The following is a 22,503-nucleotide window of genomic DNA, read 5'->3' on the forward strand; positions in this document are numbered from 1 at the left end:
GGTTAAAGTATTTAATACCAATCGCTTTTTCTAACTACGTTATAACTGCCTACAATCTGAAAAATTGGCTATAAAGGCGACAGGTTTGCTTTGTTGACGTAGGTCAGTTCGCTTGCGAGCTGACGTTCTACCGGCAGACGACGTCGGCTTCCTTCGGAAACCGACCTACCCAGGAAACCTGCAAATTTTAACAAGCAATATAGAACAGGCGACCGAGCCTTAAACAGCGGTTAGAAAAAACAATTGGTATAAATTGGGTTATTCGAGAGGGGATACCTTATTCATGGATCCAAATGAATAATTAATTTTAAATTTTATATAAACCTATCTTTATAGATAAAAAACAACTAATACACACGGTTCCCTTTTCGTATGCTATTTTTTGCCGTTATATAAGTCTGCCTTAACAATCAACCAATGTTTTGAAAGTTACTCTTCTGCGAGAGAGTAAGGCTCAGTTATTTATTTTCAATAGCATGCTCATGCAATTGGGTGGAGTGCTGTACGTTATGCCTTTTTTCATGAAGCTCTGTTAGAAACCCTATAAGGAAGCTCCTATGTCTTCGGTGGAAGGTTTCATCAGTCCCGATAGTGATGCAGATATTAATCCAGCCACTGAAAACAATGGATTATTGAAACAGTTCTGTAAAACCCGTCAACACTTCCTTGAGCTGTGCAGTCCTCTGGATATTGAAGACTATGGCCTGCAGGCAGCCGCATTTACCAGTCCGCCGAAATGGCACCTGGCTCATACCAGCTGGTTTTTTGAGACCTTTCTGCTGAAACCTTTTGCCGCAGAATACACGGTTTTTCATCCTGCTTATGAAACACTGTTTAACTCTTATTACAACGCGATTGGCAAACAGTACCCGCGCCCCCAGCGAGGCCTGTTATCAAGACCAACGGTCAATGAAGTGATGGACTATCGTCATCATGTTGAACAGGAGATGAACAGGCTATTGACGTCAGTATGCCATGAGCATTCCGAAGAAAGGGATGAAGTCATTCGCCGGGTGAAACTGGGCATTCAGCATGAAAAACAGCATCAGGAACTTTTACTGACGGATCTGAAATATTCCCTGTCAAAAAATCCGCTCTATCCTGGTTACGCACCCGTCAAGAGTATCCGGAGTGGGTATGAGGCAGAGGATTCACCGGACTCGCAATGGCTTCAATACGAAGGTGGTTTATTTCAGCTGGGTGTTGACCAGGATAAGGGGACATTCTCTTTTGATAATGAAAGCCCGGCTCATCAGGTGTATATCGAGCCCTTTGAGTTATCGGATCGGCTGGTCACCAATGCCGAGTATCAGCGTTTCATTGATGACGGCGGTTACCGGCGTCCCGAATTCTGGCTATCCGATGGCTGGGCTGAAATACTTCGTTGCCAATGGAACCAACCGCTGTACTGGTTAGAAGAAGCGGGTTTTTCAATGGAGTTTACACTGTATGGATTGCAGCCAAGACTGCCTGACCAGCCTGTTTGCCACTTAAGCGCCTATGAAGCAGATGCCTATGCCTGCTGGGCCCATGCAAGGTTACCCACGGAAGCCGAATGGGAGTTTGCCGCGGTTAATCAAGAGGACGTGGATCCTTCCCAGGGTGAAAAGACATTACACCCTCTGGCCATTGATAAAAGCCGCCTTCCTGTTCAGCTAAAGCAACTCTATGACAGTTGCTGGCAATGGACATCCAGTGCCTATCGTCCCTATCCGGGTTTCAGGGCCGGCGCTGGTGCGATTGGTGAATACAATGGCAAGTTTATGTGCAATCAGTGGGTGTTGCGCGGTGGTTCCTGCGTCAGCCCGGCCGATCATCTCAGGCCAACCTACCGAAACTTTTTCTATCCCCGTGATCGTTGGCAGTTCTCCGGCCTTCGCCTGGCAAGAAGTCTTTAATGGGTCATCAGGCACACCCTTCTTGCCACTACCCCTCATTCATTCTTGATCTGTCGATATAAGGAACTGTTTATGTCTGAACCTGCCTTTATGGGTATGGATAATGTTAATTTTCAAAACCATCACCCCGTAAATAATGACAAACAAGAGATTGTGGAAGGTTTGTTACGCCCACAGAAAATGCTGAATCCAAAATTTTTTTATGACTATCATGGGTCTGTATTATTTGAAAAAATTACCCGGTTGCCGGAATACTACCCTGCCCGGATTGAACGGCAGATATTAAAGGACTATGCGCAGTCCATCGCCGATCATTGTGGTACCGAGCGCATTGTCATCGAGCCCGGTAGTGGCAACAGTGAAAAGGTGCGAATCCTGCTGGACAGCCTGCGGCCCAGGGCCTATGTACCGATGGATATTGCCGGGGATTTTTTACTGGAATCAGCCATTAAACTGGGGGAGCAGTTTCCATGGCTTGATATTCATGCGATATGTGCTGATTTTTCCCAAACCGGCTGGATGCCGGAGAATCTACCGGAAGGTAAGCGGTTGGTGTTTTATCCCGGGTCTACCTTTGGCAATATGCAACCTCAAGATGCCCTGGATTTTCTTGAAACCCTGAAAACATTTCTGAAGGGAAGTGGTGGCGTTTTAATGGGGGTCGACTTACATAAACCGGAATCGGTGCTCAATGCTGCTTATAACGACAGGGAAGGGGTTACGGCACAGTTTAATTTGAACGTGCTGAATAATATTAATCTATTAGCCGAGGCTGATTTTGATCCGGCTAACTTTGAGCATTTCGCATTTTATAATACCAATGAGCAGCGTATTGAAATGCACCTGGTTAGCCAGCGGGATCACCGTGTTCGTATTGATGGTAAAACCATTGCTTTCAGTCGACATGAAACCATCCATACCGAGAACTCCTATAAATATACGTTAGACAGTTTTTCTACACTGGTGGCCAATGCGGACTTTCGGGTAGTTAACAGCTGGCTGGATGAGGAAGCGCTGTTCAGCGTTCATTACCTGGAGCTTGAGCAGGAGCAGGAGTGAAACCCATTCTATAGAACAGGCAGCGCTGGTTTTTCTTATTGCCTGTTCAGCATTTGCTGGAGGGAAAAGTACCGGACATTAAAAAGGTAACAAAAAAGCCCGTAAACCGGGTAAACCTGTCAGGTTGAAAGAAGCCTGAATCACTCCGGCTGAGGGGAAGGTAATTCGAATGCAAGAGCGCATCTGACCAACGGCCGGGTCTGAAGGAGCTTAGGAAGTCAGAGGTGAACAGCGCAAGCGAACCTGGTTGAGCGGTCAGCGTGCGAAATAGCGCGACGCCTTTTCTTCTGGCAGACAGTCAGTCCCGATGTGTGTTTGAGGGTGGAATCTCTGGCAGTGACCCGTTCAGTCACTTCTAACTCTGGCAAAGATCCCGGCTCACCGGTAACACTGAGCGAATCCCCGGATTTTGAAAGAACGAATGAAATTGTGCCTGTCATCGATCATGAACAGCGGAGGCTAAGTTCCCCTTTACGGTTGGTAGCACCAATGTGCAATACGTTTATTAATCCAGCGAACGGTAGTCACCTAACAGTCGACCTGTGGATAGGTGGTACGGAATTTCTTCCATTTATCGCCTAAGCTGAAATTGAACCTTAAACGTGACGCAGGGACGCATCATGTGGCTACTGACCAGCAGCGGTATTATAAGTATCGTGCAGCATAGTGATAACCCGAACCTGATGGTGGTTCGGGCCAGCAGTGAAAAAGCATTACGGGAGTTTGTGCCTTACGCCTGTAGTCGTACAGCAAAGCGAAAACCGGTCACACGGTTGCCGTGGCGCATCAGCCTTCCCAGGCAGACGGTGAGGGTGCTGGTGCATGCCCAGTTTAACGCAGTGGCGTATGACAACTTTCCAAATACTATCCGTGATGATGAATACCACACTGTATTCATGGAACTCTACCGGATGACAGATGCACTGAAGGCTGAACGCAAGGAAAGCGTCGCCTGACTGTTGTCTGCCGAATGCATATTGAAACGCAGCCAGACTGCGTTTTTTATGTGTGTTATACCAATCGCCTTTTCTAACTACTGTATAAGTACCTGGCCACTCGATTTTGTTCCCGAATCACACGACATTCTCGTAACCCTCAAGCGCTTTCCTGGATAACGCATGCTCCTGCATCCACTCCCACAGCCTTTCTGAACTGTTCAGCTCGGGAGTACATGCTGGCGACCAGCAGGCTCACATTTTCATACGTTGGGATATCCTGCGCCATATGAAAACCTGCCCTGTCCAGAACAACCACTGCATGATGACCGCTTTGTGTAGCCATGGAGATTTGCTCCAGATGTAATGCGTGACCTTTTACGTTTGCATGGGGTAGCACAAGGCCAATGGCTTTATCCTGTTGAGGGCATATGACACCCAATACACAGGCATACCCAAATTGCTGTTGCCGGATGAGACACGGGCGACTGTTGGTGTTCTGCTGGCCACATCTGGCTTCCTCCTGAAACCAGGTATCAATAACCTGGTGTCGGGCTTATGAAGGTACAACAGCCATCACTTCCTGTTTGAAGTTTTTTTAAATGTTTCCTGTTCCTCAAGGTTCTGTTTTTGGTGTTTAGACCTACCGGAAATCCATGACAGAGTCACCCGGTGCAATAGTTTATAGATTGTTCGAAGTTCGCACTGTGTCTGAAAATGACTTTCCAATAACTGATTAACATCCCGGCCAACGATATGCTCACCCTCTTTATTTTCCTGCATTTGCAGAACGGCTTCTTTAAACTCAGCATGAGATGCTTCAGGGATAACCGGCTTTCGCCTCTCCGGTTCTGATCCTTCATGCCGGGAAGACTGTCCGCTGTAAAACGATGTAGCCAGTCATGTATCGCATCGAGGGTGACATCAAGCCGTTTGGCAGCCTCAGAAACGGAGAGCCCTGCTGTATAAAAGCGAGAACCAATAAACTGATGCATTAACGGTTATCGTCGGCATGGCGGGCAGCAAGCTGAAAATCGATATCCTCAAATCCTTCGGGTAGCTGTGGTCGGCGAGACATCGTTCCAGGGAAAATGCGTTGATGATGCCTGAAAGTGCCAGGTCTCAGGCTGAGTAAATGCGATTGGTATTACACGGTTGTTGTTCGAAGCGATTTGGGGATTCCCTGTTTACAAAAAAATGATTAGCCAACTTTTGAAAGCTCTGTAAACCATTAGCGGCTTTCTTTTACCTGCTTCTTGCGATTGCACGAGGACGGTGGTTGGCTAATCCGTAAATGATAATGGATTATTATTCCTTTTACTGATCAAGTTTTATATTATATTGATCTAATGATATTTTTACTAATTTTTCTGAGGCTCCGCTGTTACGACTTTCTACTAGGGCCGTATTAATAACTTTTAAGATGTCAAGCATGCTTTTTTTCTGATGCAACATATTACTCGTAAAATAGTCAAGCCAAGCAAAGGCCCTATACGTTACACGATATGGAAAAACACAGTTTATTTTTTCCAGGTTGGGAATTACACATTGAGGTGATATGCCAAGTTTATTTTTTAGCTCTTCAATATCATTTGGACCTAGTAAACTATTTATAAGATAAAACAACGCTGAATATGCATCTGATATGTGTTTTTCCTTGGCTTCAGTAGTTACTGCTATCGTATCCAGTTTGGATAATTTTTCACTAAACTCAGTTTTCACTGAGTCGATCATATAATCCGGAATGACAGATTTACGTACACTTGCAGGTACAAATTGACGTGTATCTGGGTCATATCCTATTTCTTCATCTGGTATACCGCTCAAGATGCTTTGAATCACTTCTCTGCCATTATTCAAACCATAATTTAGAAAGAATTGTTCAAAAAAAGCAATAGCACCTTCTATTGTTTTGTGTTCGCCCGGATTCAAATTAACATACTGATTATACATACCACAAGAAAAAGCAAAATTAGGAAGGAAGTCTTCCCATGTAACCCGATTATCCTTGAACACTTTTTCTACGCTGTTAAGGCAATCTTCCAATATCTGCTTGTTTTTTTGCGAAAGAGCACTAGTTGTCACTGCAGCACTGGCAGTTGCCACTGGAGCACAAGCTCCCTGGTGCACGGTTGCATCTATATGTAGGTTATTAATTACTTTAATTAATATTGATGTTCTCTCTTCATCACTACAGTTTTCTATCGTCTTAAAGGTGTCTTCACTCAACGCTAAAAGAGCTTGAAGTTTTTTTTCTCCACTTTCAGAAGTGTCATCCTCTAATGTCAATTTTTTTTTAAGTGTTATATTTAGGTTGTACTCATCGTCAGTATTATTTATATTATGTTCAGCTACAATTTCTCTCATCATAATTGATTTTTCTTCTATATTAAGACTTTTCATCGTTTCAAAAACATTTTTCGTAAGCTGTTTTTTGTAATCTTTCCCCATATCATATGCTGGTGGTTGCTCTGGATGTCCTCCAGCGGGTGTAAGCGTTTGGTTTCCGCTACTAGCTGCTTTACTAGGGTTCATAGTAATCTCCTTTTCAAGTATTTAATCTCTATGCCAATATTTTTAGTTAATTACAAGGTAATTTACTTGGCACACATCTTTATTCTGCAATTCCTGAAACTTTTGCAACCTGCTTGATTTACACGAATCAAAGATTTCGTAATTCCCGAAGTTTTTTCTTCAGCCTTGTTTTTCAACGCGTCAGATACAATCTAGTCGGTAAATATTGATTGATAGATGTTTAATCACTAATCCGTTGTCCAGTTATTTCTTTATGAAATAATCTGACCATTCTGAAAGATGCAACAGTTAGTTCATACAGACATACATTAAGATGTTCGATGTTAGAAAAAGTTCGAAAATTGTTAATATACCCGAGTAAAATAGTTGGCATTGGTAAAAAAATGCCGTCATTCCAGTAACTTGACCTGTACCTTAGTAATATCAATCGCCTTTTCTAACTACTGTATAACGGCCCATGTGCGAGAGCATAAACTGAACAATCAAAGCGAGACCCAATAACCTGATGCATTAACGGTTATCGTCGGCATGGCGGGCAGCAAGCTGAAAATCGATATCCTCAAATCCTTCGGGTAGCTGTGGTCGGCGAGACATCGTTCCAGAGAAAATGCGTTGATGATGCCTGAAAGTACCAGGTCTCAGGCTGAGGCTGGGTAAATGCGATTGGTATTGCACAAGGGCAATACGAAAGGGCGTACATCGGTTACTTCTACAGACTGCTTATAGATCGATAGTTCCAAACGGTCTAACTGGCAGATCAACACCTTGGCTGCTGTGGACTATATTCGATCAACGCTCGTCAAAGCGCACTGGGCTGGGGTGAAGCCATCAGGCTTTTATCCCTGAATGAAACGTTATCACAGGCTGCTGTAATCGTTGTTGATTGAATGCCGGTGGAGGTGTCTGAATGAATACCTGGCTAAATACGTTGTGTAAACGCATGAGGTGGGATCGGGATAGCTCGAAGCGGCATAGCATTGTCGTCAATGGCTTTCGCGCAGGAGGTATTCTGAGCTGTCTGCTATTGGGTGGAATGAATATTCAGTTTGCTCATGCGCTCAGCATCGGCAGTGAAGCGCCGGATTTTTACGCCAACAGTACGAATGGTGAGATCCAGTTTCATGAGCAGCTGGAAGGTCGTTACAGTATTTTGTTTTCTCACCCACAGGATTTTACACCGGTCTGCACAACGGAAATTGGCGAGCTGGCAAGGCGCATCGGAGACTTTCAGCGTCGAAAAACCAGTATTTATGTATTGAGCATTAACACGGTTGATGAACACAATCGCTGGGTAAAAGACATTAATCGATTCCTCAACCAGGAGAGTGATAAACCGCTTCCGTTTGCTCTACTGGGTAATAGCCCGGGCTTTGACAATATTATTGATATTGCACGTAGGTATGACATGTTACCCGGTGGCCCGGGGGAAGATCGTGGGCCGGATATCAAGAATGACGGGTTTGGCAGCGCCAAAGATAATGCAACGGTACGTACGGTGTTTATCATCGGTCCAGACAAACATATCCGGTTAACCATGGCTTATCCCATGACGGTTGGGCGTAATGTTGATGAGATTCTGCGTACCCTGGATGCCGTTCAGTTTGCTGATCGTACTGGTCTGGCAACACCGGTGAACTGGAAACCGGGTGAAGCCGGCATCGTTCCGCCAGGAATGACGGATGAAGAAGCCAGGGAGAAGTATGAAAACGTCATCAAGGTTAATGACTACCTGCGGTATGCGTCAGGTTTGAAACCGGCTTCGTGAGGATAGTTTTTAATCAATCTACAATTCGGTTAATACTCTAGAGTTATATTAGATGCTGGCTCAGAGGGATGCTCTCCAGCATCTGGTGGATATATGCAATACAGAATGCGCTGTCGTTGCATAGAAAAGGATTTTGATTTTTATGGCAATCAACATCAGTCCTAATAGAAAAGTCGTTTCATTGACGTGGTGGAGTGCGGCCTCCTACGTTTGGAAAAACAATGGAAGGGGCATCACGCTATTCAAATCGGTGTACGCTTTTTTTACCCATGTTTATATGACCAGGGATGCTATGAATGACTGGATTGCCAAGCCGGCTAACAGTCAGTCAAAAGTGGCGGAAGATTTTCACAAGGCGCTGTATGAAAGAACCATTGCGTCCTCTGTTGCAACGCAAACAGGAGAGGAAAATCCACCTGCGCCACCTGCACCGCCCGAGCCACCTGCACCGCCCGAGCCACCTGAACCTCATGCAAGTGAAACAGGCGCATCTTCTACAGGTTCAAGCCGTCGCCACCCGAGGTCACGAGGTAGCTAGGTTGTTCTGAAGCCATGACCTTTTAAACGTTATGCTTCCTGCCTGAAACTCGTATATCCAATGAGTGTTCAAGCCAATGGCGCCCCTTGTTGGCAGGCATACTTGTTGTGGACATCCAGCACCCGTTGAATATTGTCCGGAATACCGGCTTCACCAAAAGCAGCCATGAAATGCGCGCTTGCGTAGTTACTCGCGGTTATCTGGTAAGTGTGTAGCCAGAGGTCAAAGTCTTGTTGCTGTTCAGGTTCCAGTCGCGGGAACCGGCTTTGGGGACGGCTCATACCGATCCGCCACGGTTTGGGACTGAGCCGTGCACGGAAACACGACTGGGCGTGACAGAGCCGACGATAAAGCGGATCGACCTTGAGCGCCTTGAACAGGCTATTCACTTCCGGCGAGTCAGGGGCTATTTCCCGGTTGCTGATAATAAACCGGAGCCCGGCACGGGTTTCATAGACCAGGAAAACCAGGGAAGGATGGCGTTTATGATAAGTCTCGATCTTTTTTAAATAATACTGTTTATTTTTGAGCGGGATGCCCACGTATCGCAGCAGGCGAGCCATGAACCCCGGTGTTTGAATATCAATGTCACCAAAAACAACACGGTCCGTATTCAGGATAACAGCGCCATAACTGTTGCGTGACAAGATGGCGACAACCTCATTCTCACTGTTTTTGACCTCAACCAGCTGCTCTTCGCGAATATAGTCGTCAGCGTATTCGTATTCGGCCAGGGTATGCTTCTGTTCGAGGAGGCTGGCCAGCAGTTCTGCCCGTTCTGTGGCGTGGCGTCGTGCATCGTCATGGCTCTTATTGGATGCCCCCCAGCCTGTTACAACCGCAGACTGTCCGTTTCTGCCATGAAGGGTGACGCTGTCCTTTTGCCAGTACTTTGCAAATCGCATGACCATCCCTGTTGTTTTTCGGGGCACAAGAAACAGCGTATAGGGTTGTCAGCGATTTTGACAGAATAAGGTTGATGTTTTGCTGGTTAAAAAATAATCAGTTTTGCGCAGGGCCGATACACTGCCGACTTTCGATGGCAATCCCGAAAATAATCACATACTTTCCCACAGTTGATGTGCAGAAAAATGACACCGGTAAAAGCCTGAAGATAGACTGTGGATAGCTTGTCGATGGTTTGTTGACAGGTGGTTTTGTTCTGAAAAAAGACTCGCCGATTTATTATAAACAGCTGATGCATCAGGTTGTGGATGGTTGAGCGCCTGGTGTTGGCTGAAAGGCCGATAGAGTTATGCACAACGGATTGTTGGTAAATCAAACTGCGTCACGGATTTCCGAAGAGTTTGCCGACCAGACACATGAATTAAAAAACGGCTGGTTAAAAAATATACAGCAATAAAAAATTGTTATTTATCAATTGATTAAGTGCTTGTTTCAAGGGTGTTCCCGATGATAGCCACATGTTTATAAACAGAAAATGTGAACAGTCAGGTTAAGTGACAAAATGGATGAAATGCCTGTGTATAACGTGTCATTAAGTTTTGGAAAGGCTATGAATTCATGAGCTTATGTGTGTTAGACCTGAAGCACCTGTGAACAGGCTTCCGGGTAAGGCGGCCTGTTCATAAATGCTGATGCGGGTGGGATGGGATAACCGTCAGGGAGCCAGCCGGTCAATCTGCCAGTCGTTGTTATCCTGCAAGGTGTATTGAAAACGGTCATGCAGACGGTTTGGGCGTCCCTGCCAGAATTCGATGGATGCCGGAACAACACGATATCCCCCCCAGAAGGAGGGTACCGGCACTTTACCTTTGCTGAACTTGCGTTTCATTTCGTCCAGCTTCATTTCCAGGATTTGCCGGTTGCTGATCACGGAACTCTGCTCGGAACACCAGGCGCCCAGCTGACTGCCATGGGGGCGGCTCATAAAGTATTTAAGGGTTTCCGATTTACTGATTTTTTCAGCCCGACCCCTGATGATGACCTGCCGCTGGAGGCCCAGCCAGAGAAACAGCAGCGCAACATGGGGATTTTCCTCAATCTCCCTGGCCTTGTCGCTTTCATAGTTGGTGAAGAAGACGAAACCGGTGTGGTCAAAGTATTTCAGCAGGACGGTGCGCAGTGAGGGCACGCCTGATGCTGTTGCCGTGGCAAGGCTCATGGCGTTGGGTTCAGGGATCTCGGCTTCCCGGGCCTGGCGAAACCAGCGCTCGAATTGCTCAACCGGGTTCGGGTCCAGATCCTCCCGGCTTAATCCGTCGCGGGTGTATTCTTCACGTAATGCGCTGATATCCATGATGGGTCCTTGGCTGGCTGGCGATCGCCGTAAGCGGTGATGCTGGCTGTATTGGCGAAAATACAACAGTCGCTATCTTATAGCGTAACGAAATTGATACCTACACCCGAGGTAATGCCTGTGACGAGATGGGTTCGATGTTTACCAGCAATAGGGTTGTTCCTGATGCTATCTGGCTGTTCCGGTTTAAAAGAACATCATCACAAGCCAGGTCATTGCAGTGGCGTATCTGCACATGTCGGAGAGGTCAAAGTCTGCGTGATGGTGCCGGCAGGTGAAGCGGCATCCATCGGTTCCATGGATGTGACCATCCTGGATGGCAGGGGGCAGCAGGGGTTGCAGCTTGAGCGGGACGGTACCCCGGAAAACGTCTGGTTGTTACCAGAGACCGGCCATCTACCGGTGATCGTATTGCTGACACGTGCCGCCGGCAGCGGGAATTACCCGATACTGCAGCGGCTGGAACCGGTCTATGGCGGTTATGCCGAATCGGATATGGCGGAGTTGAGCCGCGAGCAGCAACACGGCTATAGGGGGCATGACCGGTTCGATGTGTTTGATGGTCAGCTTTATCGCTACTTTCCGCTGTATCGGCCAGGGGATAACAATGCTAATCCAACCGGGGGGGAAGCCTGTTACCGCTATGAATTTTCCCGTGAACACTGGTTTCAGTGCCCTTCCTACCCAACCAGTGAACATCGGCAGGGGTTACCTTGAAAGAGACTGTTACCGGCGTAGCGCACGTGTTACCCGAAATGCTTAAGGGTGTAACAATGTTGTGCAGGTCTAAGCGGGTTCTGATTGACGGTTTTTTTATAACTTCTTGTTTTGTTTAGTAATAATTTTTTTGGCATGGCGTCTGCAAAACCAGTGTCACAACAAGAAGAAGTAAAAATAATAATAAGAAGAATAAAAATAAAAAGATTGACCGCACCAATAATAAAAACAACCGCGGACAAGTTGATTATTTTGCAGGATGCTTTTTTGTGATGCTGCCAGAAGCAGGAAGCCGGTGAGTGCGAAGAAGGCTGTGTAAACAGTCCGGCAGGAACCGGAGCCAGGGAAGAAGAACAAGGTATTGTTCGCACATTCTTCAAAGTAATCCGCTTGTACAAGATGAATTCCGACGGAGCCTTAGGGCTCCGTTTCTGTTTCTGCCTTTTGTTCTTACCTCCAGGTCGACGCGCACGACAGAAGCACGGTGGATAGCGGCTATCCCTGTCTTGCCGTCAGCCAAAAGCCGCCTATGATCAGACCAAACAACGAACAAAGTGGTGGAATAATGCGTTGTCCGATCATCATTGACTGTGATCCTGGCCATGATGATGCCCTGGCGCTGTTACTGGCCGGTGCAAGTGATGAGCTGGATCTGCTGGGTGTCACGGTGGTGGCAGGAAACCAGACGATCGATAAAACCCTGTATAACGCCCTGCGGGTTTTAACGCTGGCAAAACTCCGTCCACCGGTAGCGGCTGGTGCGGATACTTCATTAAGTGGCCCGATTACACCCTCCAAACTGATGGGAGAAACCGGGCTGGACGGCGCGGTGCTACCCGAGCCCGGGTTCGAGCCTGAGGATATGACGGCGGTCGAGTTGCAGGCGAAGCTGCTGCGTGAGTCTGAAACGCGGGTGACATTGGTGCCGACTGGCCCTTTGACCAATATTGCTGTTTTACTCACAGGCTGGCCGTCACTGCGAAGCAAGATCGAACGTATCGTCCTTATGGGCGGCGGTACCTTTGGCAATATCACGCCAGCTGCGGAATTCAATATCCTGACTGATCCGGTCGCGGGGGATGTGGTGTTCCGTTCTGGTATACCGATTGTCATGTTGGGGCTGGACGTGACCTACAAGGCACTGATCTTCGATGAGGAGGTTGAACAGATCCGGCGTCTGGGGAATCCCGTCAGTATTGCCGTCGCTGAAATGATGGAATTTTATACCCGCCAGAGTGTGCTCTGTGGTTACACGACAGAAGGTGCACACTTGTATGATCCCTGCACCATTGCCTGGTTGCTGGATCCCACACTGTTCAGCGGCAGGAAAGCCCATGTGACCGTCGAAACCAGCGGAGTGCAGAGCCATGGTATGACGGTTGTGGATTTCGATGGTAAGCACACAGAAGGTCACTGTAATGCTGAAATCATGATGGATATCGACAGGGAGCGTTTTATCAAGTTGTTGATCGAACGACTGTCTCGTTACTGAGTGGCATAAAGTGTTACCGGTGATGGGGATGTTACGGTGAAATTTTGCCAACAGTAACGAACTGAGACCGGTTTAACGGTCTGCGCTTTTGTAAGGGTTTTGTAAGTTCATGAAAATGAAACATTTTCCAAAACTGGCACAGTAACTGTAATAGGACGGGCACAATAAAAATAATAAGCACGACCGGCCGCAAACAAAAAGAAAAAGGGGCCACCGCCCGTCCTAATAACAATAACAGGGCTGGCAAGCTGATTATTTTGCAGGATGGTGTCTTGTGGTTCTGCAAGCAAATGGAATCGGGGTCGCGAAGAAGAAGGCTGATTGATCAGCACGGCGCAAACCGGTGCAGGGAAGACAGAAAGCTATTGACTACATTGTGGATGCAAAGTAATCCGTTTGTCACTTACTCCTCGACGGGGCCTTTAAGGCCCCGTTTTTTATGGTCACAGCATATCTTTCAGGCGATACCACAACATGCCCAGAGCCAGCAGTGGTGACCGGAAGGTCTTGCCGCCGGGGAAGGTCATGTGACGTATCCTGGCATAGACATCAAAACGCTGTGCCTGCCCGGTAATGGCTTCCGCCAGCACCCGGGCTGCCGTATGAGTCGCGTTGACCCCGTGGCCTGAATACGCCTGGGCATAATAGATATTGGGTTCCAGTCGGCCGATCTGCGGCATCCGGTTGGCGCCGATACCGATCATTCCTCCCCACTGGTAATCAATCCGGGCATCCTTGATTTGCGGGAAAACCCTCAGCATCTTGGGGCGCATGGATTCGACAATGTCATTGGGGTCACGCCGCGAGTAGTTGCACATGCCGCCAAACAGCAACCGCCTGTCAGCGGAGAGCCGGAAGTAATCCAGGGCAACGCTCATGTCGCAGATGGCGTAGTCACTGGGGATCAGTGCGTTATACACAGAAGGTTCCAGCGGCTCGGTCGCAATGATGTAGCTGCCCGCGGGCAGGACCTTGCCGCCGATACCGGGCTCCAGGTCACCCATGTAGGCATTGCCGCCCAGGATCAGGAAGTCGGCGGTCACTGAGCCTTTGTCAGTAAATACCCTGGGTTTGTTGCCTCTCTGGATCTTGTTGACCTTGGAATATTCGAACAGGCGGGCGCCTTGTCTGGCAGCGGCTTCCGCTTCTCCAATGCACAGGTTGAGCGGGTGAAGATGTCCACTGCCCATATCCACCATCCCGCCAATATAGCGGTCGGTGCCGACGATATCGCGAACCTGTTCCTGGCTGATCATTCTCAGGTCATGGGGGTATTCACGGGACTGCATCCACACATAATCTTCTTTCAGTTCGCGCAGGTGACGGGGCTTCATGGCCGCATCGAAATAGCCCATCTTGAGATCACACTGGATGTCGTATTTGGCGATGCGCTTTCGCACCAGGTCAACGGCTTCCAGTCCCATCGTGTGGATTGCTTCGACACCATCCTGACCAATCTGGTTGCGGAACTGGTCCGGATTCTCACCGATCCCACGAATCAACTGGCCGCCGTTACGGCCGGATGCGCCCCAGCCGATCTTGCGGGCTTCCAGCAGGACAACATTAAAGCCGCGCTCGGTCAGCTCCAGCGCCGACGCAACACCACTGAAACCGCCGCCGACGATGCAGATGTCAGCGGTGATGTGTTCATCAAGCACTGGATAGTCAGTCTGTGTATTGACGGTCGCCGCATAGTACGAGTCGGCATGCCGGTCACTGTGGACCGGCGTGCGGGTACGTTTGTGGGTGACGATATCCACAGTGATCGGTGCTTCCCGGACACTGGTTTTCGTCATGCTGCTCTCCCTCTCTTGTTATTCTTCTTGCCAGGATCAGCCCAGTGAAATCCAGGTCGCCTTGAGTTCGGTGTACTTGTCAAAGGCGTGCAGGGACTTGTCGCGGCCGTTGCCGGACTGCTTGTAGCCGCCAAAAGGCGCAGTCATGTCACCGCCATCATAGTGGTTGATCCAGACGGAACCAGCCCGAAGACGCTTGGCCACACGATGGGCTTTGCCGATATTCTGGCTCCACACAGCTGCCGCCAGTCCGTAATCCGTATCATTGGCGATGCTGATTGCTTCTTCTTCGCCGTTGAACGTGATGACCGAGAGAACAGAACCAAAAATCTCTTCCCGGGCAATCCGCATCCTGTTGTTGACGCCGGTGAAGACCGTGGGTTGAACATAGTAGCCGCCGGTTTCAGGCAGGGTTTGGACACCGCCAGTCTGAAGCAATGCACCCTCCTGCTTTCCGGCTTCGATATAGTTCAGCACGGTCTGCAACTGCTGCTGGTCAGCAATGGCGCCGACATTGGTGTCAGGATCCAGCGGATGGCCGGGCTTCCACTGTTGCAGTTCCTCAACCACCATGGCGACAAATTCATCGTGAATGCTTTCTTCAACCAGCAGACGGGAACCTGCGGTACAGACTTCTCCCTGGTTGAAGCAGATAGCGTCGGCAGCAGCACTGGCGGCGGCACGGAGGTCGGGGGCATCGGCGAACACAATGTTCGGACTCTTGCCGCCGGCTTCCAGCCAGATTCGCTTCATGTTGGATTCACCGGCATAGATCATCAGCTGCTTGGCCGTGCGGGTGGAGCCGGTGAATACCAGCGTATCCACATCGTTGTGCAGCGCCAGCGCTTTACCGGCGGTATGGCCAAAGCCTGGCAGAACGTTCAGAACGCCTTTTGGCAGACCGGCTTCGATGGCCAGTTCGGCAATGCGGATCGCGGTCAGCGGTGATTTCTCAGAAGGTTTTAATATGACACTGTTACCCGTCGCCAGTGCGGGGCCGAGTTTCCAGCAAGCCATCAGCAGCGGGAAGTTCCAGGGCACAATGGCGCCCACCACGCCGACCGGCTCGCGGGTGATCATGCCGATTTCATTTTCAGGTGTCGGTGCGATCTCATCATAAACCTTGTCGATCGCCTCGCCACTCCAGCTAAGGCTGTGGGCAGCGGCGGGGATATCAACAGACAGGCTGTCACTGATGGGTTTACCCATATCGAGGGTTTCCAGCAGCGCCAGTTCATCTTTGTGTTTCAGCAGCAGGCTGGCCAGTTTGATCATCACCTTTTTGCGGGCAGCCGGAGCCATACGTGACCATGTGCCAGCCTCAAAGGTAGCGCGTGCGTTGGCGACGGCCTGGTCTACATCGGCCTGATCGCAGCTGGCGACCCGGGCCAGTACCCGGTTGTCGATCGGCGAACGGCATTCAAAGGTTTCGCCAGACGCGGCATCGGTATATTCCCCGTTAATAAAGGCACTGCCATTAATGGTCAGTTCAGCCGCCATGGCTTCCCATTGTTCGCGGCTGTTGAGGGCTTCAGTCATGAATTAGCACCTGGTTTGTGTATTTGTTGTGATTATGGGTTCGACACAGTCGCCTGTCAGGGGTTCAGTGTTTGACAGGCTGCGCAGTATTTTGAACATGCGTATTGCGGTCGTGGTATGGTCATGACTCTACTATTGCCGTCACGATTTATGCAATATTTTTGACAAAAATAAACAAATAGAAGGGAATATGTGTGATTTAGCGTTTGATATATTTTACATGTCTCTGCTAAATTTCATCGTGAAGGCGCAATCGCTGATAAAAATACCTGACAGTCAGTGTGGCTGGATATGATGCACAGCCTGCTGACAACGACACTGATACAAATAACAAGACACCACGACAGCTCTGATCCCCGCAGGCTGTCTGGACAGAATAATAACAGGGAGTCATTTCCATGAGTTTCAGTTCTGATGCCGGCAAGCCCGGGCTGGACGCTTTCTGGATGCCATTCACCGCCAATCGCCAGTTCAAGGCTGAGCCTCGAATGCTTACGAGTGCGGAAGGCATGTATTACACCAATGACAAGGGCGAAAAAGTGCTGGATGGCACGGCTGGTCTCTGGTGTGTGAATGCGGGCCATGGGCGGCGGGAGATTTCCGAAGCGGTTGCACGTCAGGTGGCACAGCTGGATTATGCGCCGCCTTTCCAGATGGGACATCCACTGGCCTTTGAATTTGCTGAACGTCTGACTGAGCACACACCGGGTAACCTGAACCATGTCTTTTTCACCAATTCAGGCTCTGAATCGGTAGAAACCGCGCTGAAAATTGCCATTGCCTGTCATCGTGCACGCGGTGAAGGCACCCGTCAGCGACTGGTTGGTCGTGAGAAGGGCTATCACGGCGTGAATTTCGGCGGCATATCTGTCGGTGGTATTCCCAATAACCGGAAAGTGTACGGCTCCCTGCTTAATGGTGTGGATCACCTGCCTCATACGCTCAATCTCAAACTGAATGCCTTCAGCAAAGGGCTACCAGAACATGGTGCAGAACTGGCGGATGAACTGGAAAAGATCGTCGCCTTGCACGATGCCTCCAATATTGCTGCGGTGATTGTCGAACCGATGTCGGGCTCGGGCGGTGTGATCATGCCGCCGAAAGGCTACCTTCGTCGTCTGCGGGAGATTACCCGCAAGCACGGCATCCTCCTGATTTTCGATGAGGTGATTACCGGGTTCGGTCGTGTAGGTGAAGCCTTTGCTTCAACCCGCTGGGATGTAGTGCCGGATATCATCACCACTGCCAAAGGGCTCACCAACGGCGCCATTCCGATGGGCGCGGTTTTCGTCAGCGATGAAATACACGACGCCTTCATGCAAGGCCCGGAAAACATGATCGAGCTGTTCCATGGCTATACTTACTCCGGCCATCCGGTGGGCGCCGCTGCAGGTCTGGCGACACTGGATATTTACGAACGGGATGGCCTGTTCCAGCGCACCATTGAAATGGAAAGCTATTTTGAGCAAGCCATTCACAGCCTGAAAGGGCTGCCCAATGTGATTGATATCCGTAACACCGGGCTGGTGGCTGCGGTTGAGCTGGCGCCCCGGGAAGGCAAGCCCGGGGCGCGTGGCTACGAGGTCTTCAAAAATGCTTACGAGCATGGTGTGATGGTACGTTGCACCATGGATATCCTGGCCATGTCGCCGCCTCTGATTATTGAGAAGACGCATGTTGACCAGCTGGTGAGTACGCTTGAAAACGCCATCCGGGCGACAGAATAACGATTACAGTCAGCAGGATAGAAGTTATGCAGAACCATACCCATTTTATCAACGGACTGCGAACGGACGGCAGTGAGCGTTCCCAGCCGGTATTCAACCCGGCGACCGGTGAGCAGACCGGTGTTGTCGCACTGGCCAGTGTCGCAGAAACGGAGAAGGCCATCGCCGTGGCCAGGGCGGCTTTCCCGGCCTGGCGGGATACGACACCACTCAGTCGCGCCCGGGTGATGTTCCGTTTCAAGGAACTGGTGGAAAAGCACCGGGATGAGCTGGCCGGCCTGATTACCGCCGAGCACGGCAAGGTTTACGAGGACGCCTGCGGCGAACTGGTGCGCGGCCTGGAAGTGGTGGAGTTCGCCTGTGGCATTCCCCACCTGCTCAAGGGCGAGCATACCGAGAATGTGGGTACGTCGGTAGACGCCTGGTCCGTCAACCAGCCCCTCGGCGTGGTTACCGGCATTACGCCGTTTAATTTCCCGGCCATGGTGCCGATGTGGATGTTCCCCCTGGCGATCGCCTGCGGTAACACCTTTGTGCTGAAACCGTCTGAAAAAGATCCCTCGGTGTGCCTGCGACTGGCGGAGCTGTTGAAAGACGCCGGGTTGCCGGATGGTGTCTTCAATGTCGTGAATGGGGATAAGGAGGCGGTCGATGTCCTGCTGACGCATCCTGATATCGAGGCCGTGAGCTTCGTCGGATCGACGCCGATTGCCGAGTATATTTATACGACAGCTTCAGCCCATGGCAAGCGGGTGAGGGCGCTGGGCGGCGCCAAGAACCACATGGTCGTCATGCCGGACGCGGACCTGGACCAGGCCGTGAACGCCCTGGTGGGCGCTGCCTACGGTTCAGCCGGCGAGCGCTGCATGGCGATTTCTGTCGCCGTGGCCGTGGGGGATGTCGGGGACCGGCTGGTCGAGAAGCTCGCGCCCAGGGTGACGGAACTCAAGATCGGTAACGGTCGGGAAAAAGGCCTGGAAATGGGTCCTCTGATCAGCGGTGAACATTTGGCCAGGGTCCAGGGCTATGTGGACAAGGGGGTTGAAGAAGGCGCTTCGCTGGTCGTGGATGGTCGTGGCCTGACAGTGCCTGGCTGTGAGAACGGGTACTTTATGGGGGGGTGCCTCTTCGATAATGTCACGGCCGACATGACGATCTACCGGGAAGAGATTTTCGGGCCGGTGCTGTGTGTGGTCCGTGTGCCGGATTACAAGAGCGCGGTTGACCTGGTCAATGCCCATGAATACGGCAATGGTACGGCAATCTTCACCCGTGACGGGGATTGCGCCCGCCAGTATGCCCACGAGATCCAGATTGGCATGGTCGGTATTAATGTCCCGATCCCGGTTCCCATGGCGTTCCACAGTTTCGGTGGCTGGAAGCGTTCACTGTTTGGTGCGCTGCATATGCATGGTCCGGATGGCGTGCGTTTTTATACACGGCGCAAGGCGATTACCTCGCGCTGGCCCACCGGCATTCGCAGCGGTGCAGAGTTTGTGATACCGACGATGAAGTAATCGTCGGGTCTTGCAGGGTTAACAGAATGAGAGACTTTGACGCTTTCATTCTGTTTTCCTTTTCAGGAAAAGCACTGAACACCCGCCCGTTGCAAAACCGCTCAACCTGTTAACCCTTGTGATATTTCAATGCGAGTAAGGGGTGCCTGTCTATTGATTGAAACAGCACCATTCTTTCAGCATTAATACTTTAGTCGAATATGCTGACCGGTCATCATACTTTCTTCTTTTCTTTAAACGTTTGTCTAATGTTTGAAAAAGAAAAACGCTCTATCATTGATGGGAATATCAGGAAACCCTTATGAAGGAGGATATTATGAGACTTACCTTATTTGGATTGGCAGGTATTAATACGGCAAACCCGGCATATGGACGAAGGCTTGATATAAAGACATCGCCGGAATATAGCAATTATAAGGCGCGACAGGTTGCTGAATTACCAGAAGTTACCCCTAAAATACATGGCGAAAGAGCCCTGGAAGTGTCTTTTAAATATGGTACAAAAGTTTTTAAATCGCTTGCAAAAGGTATGCAGCGTTCTTCAGACTGGAGAATAAAATCTACAGGATACGTCGTAGAAGTTATGTTTGGCGTACAAGGCAAAGTGCTAAAACACATGACCTTTAACTATTTGAGAAACGAACAGGATAAAAACGCAGGCGCTTCATAACCTGATTGTTCTGTTGACCCGGGTGATCAGAACGTAACCTGTGACAGATAAAGTTGATATCACTAACAATATTTCAATGTGCAGCCTTTGATGACTATAAAGAAAACTTCATCGCCTTTGGTTCCGGATAAAGAATGGGGTAAGGAAAAACGGCGGTTGAAGTTACTTTTATGGGGCAGAGCTTACATTCCTGTCTGAGGTATAGAGCTAACATTAGTTTTTAATAATGCCTGAAGTTTTCCTGGAAGGCCCAAAGAGTGGATCTGTTCATCTGAAGCCGTTTTTAAATTCACCAATATAACGTTTACACAGAGGTTTTGAAGAGAAGGGAATTTACGACTTTCGATAAAATCTATAAAATTCGTGTCAGTAATTTTATCTATATCTACCTGTTGCTTAAAGAGATCATACGGTGTCTCTCCATTTGCGTTGAGAATGTTCAGGCGCGCTCCGGCATTGATCAAATTCATTGAGCATTCGTAATCTATAGCCTTGAAACTGGTGTCATGGAGGAACGTTTGAAGATTTTCATCATGCGTTCTTCTGAAGATATTGTGTAAAGGGGTGTTATTTGAATGATTAAGTTTATTCACATGGGCGCCAGCTGCAATTAAAGTATTGAAAATATTTAAATGCGATTTTTCGAAATGGTCTTTTTGGGCAATTACGTGTAATGGTGTATTACCGAAGTCATCGGGTTTATTAACCTCGGCGCCAGCTTTTATCAAGTTTGTAGTATGTACCTCAGATACCAGATCGACTGCCTCGTGTAATGGTGTTTTCCCTGACGTGCCAGGAAGATTCACGCTGCTCGAAGCTTCCAGCAAGGCATTGATGACTTCTTCCGAACACCTCGAAATGGCATCTTGCAATATTCTGTTGCCATTGTATGTCAACTGGTTCAGGTTGGCACCTGCCTCCAGCAAGGCAAGGACTACTGTATTTCGGCAGCGATAGGTAGCCATAGATAACGGTGTATATATTTCACTGGTGCCTTGATTCACACGGGCGCCGGCGGCAACCAGCACCCTGACGGATTCAGTGTCCCCACTCTTATTGTCGTCTGCCGCAGCCAAACAGTACAGTGGTGTACGATTCAACTGATCAGTTTTATTAATGGAGGCTGCAGCGCCTCTGGCTAACAAAGTTTTGATGCAATCAGCGTTCGAATGACTGGCTGCCCTATGCAGCAGGGTTTGCCCTTCTGGTGTGAAGGGCATATTGATATCATCGCATTTGTCCAGCATTAGAATGAAAATATGATGACCTTTCTTTTTATTTATTATCGCGTTGTCCAGTGGCGTATGATTTGATGAATCAGTCTTGTATAAATCAGCCCCGGCGTCTAAAAGAACCCTGGCGGCATCATATTGGCCTCTCTTCGCTACAATATGCAGCAGGCTTTTACCAGTAACATCCGACTGATTCGCATTAATTCCAGCATTTTTCAATCTGCTAATAATGTTAGAATCGCTATCTTTATTGTCAGTGAGAAAAGTTAATAAATTTTCATAGATGATATTCAACGCTTGTACGCTGACTGGTGCTGGTTTTCTTATGAGCTTAGGGGAGGTGGAAAGATTTGTATCACTTTTACGTATCCCTAACCTTTTTTTAGGCGTTTTGTCAGCCTCGCTGATATCCGTAGTGCTTTTCGTTTCACTTGTCGAGGCTTCATCATCATTATCTTTTCCACCGACGGCCTGGCCATGATCTACGTTATGATCCCCCCTGGCTGAACCAGGCGACGTTGTGTTTCCTGGTATTCGCTCCATAATCTTCTCCATGGCTTGATTGCTGTTTTGTCTCATAGGGTGCTATAGAAATAATTCAAGCCAGAATACTTCTAATTAGCACCCTAAAAAAATCCGACATATCCTTCAGCAATCAGTTCCCTGTTGGTTAGTTAATTACCTGCACTCGTTAAAATAAGTGATACTCAATTCACCTCCCGCCCCCAGCCTGATTCAGGATTGGCCCATCAGAAACCGGGACAACTCTCCTGATACAGCGTGCCTTCCCCTGGCTGCGATCACAAGACCATTTTCATTGGTC

At 49.0% G+C, this 22,503-nt stretch carries 20 protein-coding genes and 1 pseudogene; 10 read left to right on the forward strand and 11 right to left on the reverse strand.

All coding sequences use genetic code 11. The features are described 5' to 3' along the window. The first annotated feature begins 557 nt into the window (after positions 1-557). The 3 genes from egtB to AC27K1_RS06445 all read left to right on the forward strand — a co-directional run bounded on the left by egtB (position 558) and on the right by AC27K1_RS06445 (position 3,913). Complete coding sequence (gene egtB / locus AC27K1_RS06435; protein WP_487149196.1) at positions 558-1,898, forward strand: ergothioneine biosynthesis protein EgtB; 1,341 nt, start codon at positions 558-560, stop codon at positions 1,896-1,898. 72 nt (positions 1,899-1,970) lie between these two features. After that, on the forward strand, positions 1,971-2,957 hold the full coding sequence (gene egtD, locus AC27K1_RS06440; protein ID WP_487149197.1) for an L-histidine N(alpha)-methyltransferase: 987 nt from the start codon (positions 1,971-1,973) through the stop codon (positions 2,955-2,957). A gap of 620 nt (positions 2,958-3,577) precedes the next feature. After that, the gene (locus AC27K1_RS06445) at positions 3,578-3,913 is read left to right on the forward strand and encodes a hypothetical protein (protein WP_487149198.1); all 336 of its coding nucleotides are present in this window, start codon (positions 3,578-3,580) and stop codon (positions 3,911-3,913) included. Between the two features lie 139 nt (positions 3,914-4,052). Here the strand turns inward: AC27K1_RS06445 and AC27K1_RS06450 are convergent, their stop codons facing one another. The 4 genes and pseudogenes from AC27K1_RS06450 to AC27K1_RS06465 form a co-directional block, all read right to left on the reverse strand. Further along, positions 4,053-4,238 (reverse strand): hypothetical protein, encoded by a 186-nt coding sequence (locus AC27K1_RS06450; RefSeq protein WP_487149199.1) that lies wholly within the window; start codon positions 4,236-4,238, stop codon positions 4,053-4,055. Between the two features lie 230 nt (positions 4,239-4,468). After that, complete coding sequence (locus tag AC27K1_RS06455; RefSeq protein ID WP_487149201.1) at positions 4,469-4,675, reverse strand: helix-turn-helix domain-containing protein; 207 nt, start codon at positions 4,673-4,675, stop codon at positions 4,469-4,471. Between the two features lie 89 nt (positions 4,676-4,764). Then, a pseudogene (locus tag AC27K1_RS06460) lies at positions 4,765-4,887 on the reverse strand (helix-turn-helix domain-containing protein); the annotation flags it as partial. A 322-nt stretch (positions 4,888-5,209) separates the two neighbouring features. Then, positions 5,210-6,427, reverse strand: coding sequence for a hypothetical protein (locus AC27K1_RS06465; RefSeq protein WP_487149203.1), 1,218 nt, complete (start codon positions 6,425-6,427; stop codon positions 5,210-5,212). Between the two features lie 907 nt (positions 6,428-7,334). Here AC27K1_RS06465 and AC27K1_RS06470 point away from each other — a divergent pair. Beyond that, the gene (locus tag AC27K1_RS06470; RefSeq protein ID WP_487149204.1) at positions 7,335-8,192 is read left to right on the forward strand and encodes a redoxin domain-containing protein; all 858 of its coding nucleotides are present in this window, start codon (positions 7,335-7,337) and stop codon (positions 8,190-8,192) included. A gap of 142 nt (positions 8,193-8,334) precedes the next feature. Beyond that, entirely contained in the window at positions 8,335-8,730 is a 396-nt protein-coding gene (locus AC27K1_RS06475; protein WP_487149206.1) for a hypothetical protein, read from the forward strand. 68 nt (positions 8,731-8,798) lie between these two features. Here the strand turns inward: AC27K1_RS06475 and AC27K1_RS06480 are convergent, their stop codons facing one another. Together AC27K1_RS06480 and pdxH are read right to left on the reverse strand one after the other, a co-directional pair. Beyond that, positions 8,799-9,635: a hypothetical protein gene (locus tag AC27K1_RS06480; protein WP_487149208.1), complete on the reverse strand. Its 837-nt coding sequence runs from the start codon at positions 9,633-9,635 to the stop codon at positions 8,799-8,801. 716 nt (positions 9,636-10,351) lie between these two features. Then, positions 10,352-10,990, reverse strand: a complete 639-nt coding sequence (gene pdxH / locus AC27K1_RS06485) for a pyridoxamine 5'-phosphate oxidase (RefSeq protein WP_487149210.1) — start codon at positions 10,988-10,990, stop codon at positions 10,352-10,354. 165 nt (positions 10,991-11,155) lie between these two features. Between pdxH and AC27K1_RS06490 the strand changes: the two genes are divergently transcribed. After that, on the forward strand, positions 11,156-11,707 hold the full coding sequence (locus tag AC27K1_RS06490; protein WP_487149212.1) for a hypothetical protein: 552 nt from the start codon (positions 11,156-11,158) through the stop codon (positions 11,705-11,707). Between the two features lie 29 nt (positions 11,708-11,736). Here AC27K1_RS06490 and AC27K1_RS06495 read toward each other — a convergent pair whose 3' ends face one another. Beyond that, positions 11,737-12,105, reverse strand: coding sequence for a hypothetical protein (locus AC27K1_RS06495; RefSeq protein WP_487149214.1), 369 nt, complete (start codon positions 12,103-12,105; stop codon positions 11,737-11,739). A gap of 131 nt (positions 12,106-12,236) precedes the next feature. Here AC27K1_RS06495 and AC27K1_RS06500 point away from each other — a divergent pair, with 131 nt between their 5' ends. Further along, positions 12,237-13,199, forward strand: a complete 963-nt coding sequence (locus AC27K1_RS06500) for a nucleoside hydrolase (RefSeq protein ID WP_487149216.1) — start codon at positions 12,237-12,239, stop codon at positions 13,197-13,199. A 107-nt stretch (positions 13,200-13,306) separates the two neighbouring features. Here AC27K1_RS06500 and AC27K1_RS06505 read toward each other — a convergent pair whose 3' ends face one another. The 3 genes from AC27K1_RS06505 to AC27K1_RS06515 all read right to left on the reverse strand — a co-directional run bounded on the left by AC27K1_RS06505 (position 13,307) and on the right by AC27K1_RS06515 (position 16,534). Beyond that, positions 13,307-13,531: a hypothetical protein gene (locus AC27K1_RS06505; RefSeq protein WP_487149217.1), complete on the reverse strand. Its 225-nt coding sequence runs from the start codon at positions 13,529-13,531 to the stop codon at positions 13,307-13,309. Between the two features lie 111 nt (positions 13,532-13,642). After that, on the reverse strand, positions 13,643-14,995 hold the full coding sequence (locus AC27K1_RS06510) for an NAD(P)/FAD-dependent oxidoreductase (RefSeq protein ID WP_487149219.1): 1,353 nt from the start codon (positions 14,993-14,995) through the stop codon (positions 13,643-13,645). 36 nt (positions 14,996-15,031) lie between these two features. Beyond that, the gene (locus AC27K1_RS06515) at positions 15,032-16,534 is read right to left on the reverse strand and encodes an aldehyde dehydrogenase (protein WP_487149220.1); all 1,503 of its coding nucleotides are present in this window, start codon (positions 16,532-16,534) and stop codon (positions 15,032-15,034) included. Positions 16,535-16,932: 398 nt separating this feature from the next. Between AC27K1_RS06515 and aptA the strand changes: the two genes are divergently transcribed. From aptA to AC27K1_RS06530, 3 genes are all read left to right on the forward strand, one after another. Continuing rightward, positions 16,933-18,261: an omega-aminotransferase AptA gene (gene aptA, locus AC27K1_RS06520; protein ID WP_487149221.1), complete on the forward strand. Its 1,329-nt coding sequence runs from the start codon at positions 16,933-16,935 to the stop codon at positions 18,259-18,261. A 26-nt stretch (positions 18,262-18,287) separates the two neighbouring features. Further along, on the forward strand, positions 18,288-19,778 hold the full coding sequence (locus AC27K1_RS06525) for a CoA-acylating methylmalonate-semialdehyde dehydrogenase (RefSeq protein WP_487149222.1): 1,491 nt from the start codon (positions 18,288-18,290) through the stop codon (positions 19,776-19,778). Between the two features lie 301 nt (positions 19,779-20,079). Then, positions 20,080-20,448, forward strand: a complete 369-nt coding sequence (locus AC27K1_RS06530; RefSeq protein ID WP_487149224.1) for a hypothetical protein — start codon at positions 20,080-20,082, stop codon at positions 20,446-20,448. A 182-nt stretch (positions 20,449-20,630) separates the two neighbouring features. Here AC27K1_RS06530 and AC27K1_RS06535 read toward each other — a convergent pair whose 3' ends face one another. After that, entirely contained in the window at positions 20,631-22,235 is a 1,605-nt protein-coding gene (locus tag AC27K1_RS06535; RefSeq protein WP_487149225.1) for an ankyrin repeat domain-containing protein, read from the reverse strand. Positions 22,236-22,503: the final 268 nt, after the last annotated feature.

Source organism: Kistimonas ophiarachnellae, from assembly GCF_057552235.1.

What these genes read in the sequence shown, in the direction of transcription:
- egtB (WP_487149196.1), top strand. Translation starts at nt 558, where the DNA reads ATGTCTTCGGTGGAAGGTTTCATCAGTCCCGATAGTGATGCAGATATT.
- egtD (WP_487149197.1), top strand. Translation starts at nt 1,971, where the DNA reads ATGTCTGAACCTGCCTTTATGGGTATGGATAATGTTAATTTTCAAAAC.
- AC27K1_RS06445 (WP_487149198.1), top strand. Translation starts at nt 3,578, where the DNA reads ATGTGGCTACTGACCAGCAGCGGTATTATAAGTATCGTGCAGCATAGT.
- AC27K1_RS06450 (WP_487149199.1), bottom strand. Translation starts at nt 4,238, where the DNA reads ATGGCTACACAAAGCGGTCATCATGCAGTGGTTGTTCTGGACAGGGCA.
- AC27K1_RS06455 (WP_487149201.1), bottom strand. Translation starts at nt 4,675, where the DNA reads ATGCAGGAAAATAAAGAGGGTGAGCATATCGTTGGCCGGGATGTTAAT.
- AC27K1_RS06465 (WP_487149203.1), bottom strand. Translation starts at nt 6,427, where the DNA reads ATGAACCCTAGTAAAGCAGCTAGTAGCGGAAACCAAACGCTTACACCC.
- AC27K1_RS06470 (WP_487149204.1), top strand. Translation starts at nt 7,335, where the DNA reads ATGAATACCTGGCTAAATACGTTGTGTAAACGCATGAGGTGGGATCGG.
- AC27K1_RS06475 (WP_487149206.1), top strand. Translation starts at nt 8,335, where the DNA reads ATGGCAATCAACATCAGTCCTAATAGAAAAGTCGTTTCATTGACGTGG.
- AC27K1_RS06480 (WP_487149208.1), bottom strand. Translation starts at nt 9,635, where the DNA reads ATGCGATTTGCAAAGTACTGGCAAAAGGACAGCGTCACCCTTCATGGC.
- pdxH (WP_487149210.1), bottom strand. Translation starts at nt 10,990, where the DNA reads ATGGATATCAGCGCATTACGTGAAGAATACACCCGCGACGGATTAAGC.
- AC27K1_RS06490 (WP_487149212.1), top strand. Translation starts at nt 11,156, where the DNA reads ATGCTATCTGGCTGTTCCGGTTTAAAAGAACATCATCACAAGCCAGGT.
- AC27K1_RS06500 (WP_487149216.1), top strand. Translation starts at nt 12,237, where the DNA reads ATGATCAGACCAAACAACGAACAAAGTGGTGGAATAATGCGTTGTCCG.
- AC27K1_RS06510 (WP_487149219.1), bottom strand. Translation starts at nt 14,995, where the DNA reads ATGACGAAAACCAGTGTCCGGGAAGCACCGATCACTGTGGATATCGTC.
- AC27K1_RS06515 (WP_487149220.1), bottom strand. Translation starts at nt 16,534, where the DNA reads ATGACTGAAGCCCTCAACAGCCGCGAACAATGGGAAGCCATGGCGGCT.
- aptA (WP_487149221.1), top strand. Translation starts at nt 16,933, where the DNA reads ATGAGTTTCAGTTCTGATGCCGGCAAGCCCGGGCTGGACGCTTTCTGG.
- AC27K1_RS06525 (WP_487149222.1), top strand. Translation starts at nt 18,288, where the DNA reads ATGCAGAACCATACCCATTTTATCAACGGACTGCGAACGGACGGCAGT.
- AC27K1_RS06530 (WP_487149224.1), top strand. Translation starts at nt 20,080, where the DNA reads ATGAAGGAGGATATTATGAGACTTACCTTATTTGGATTGGCAGGTATT.
- AC27K1_RS06535 (WP_487149225.1), bottom strand. Translation starts at nt 22,235, where the DNA reads ATGGAGAAGATTATGGAGCGAATACCAGGAAACACAACGTCGCCTGGT.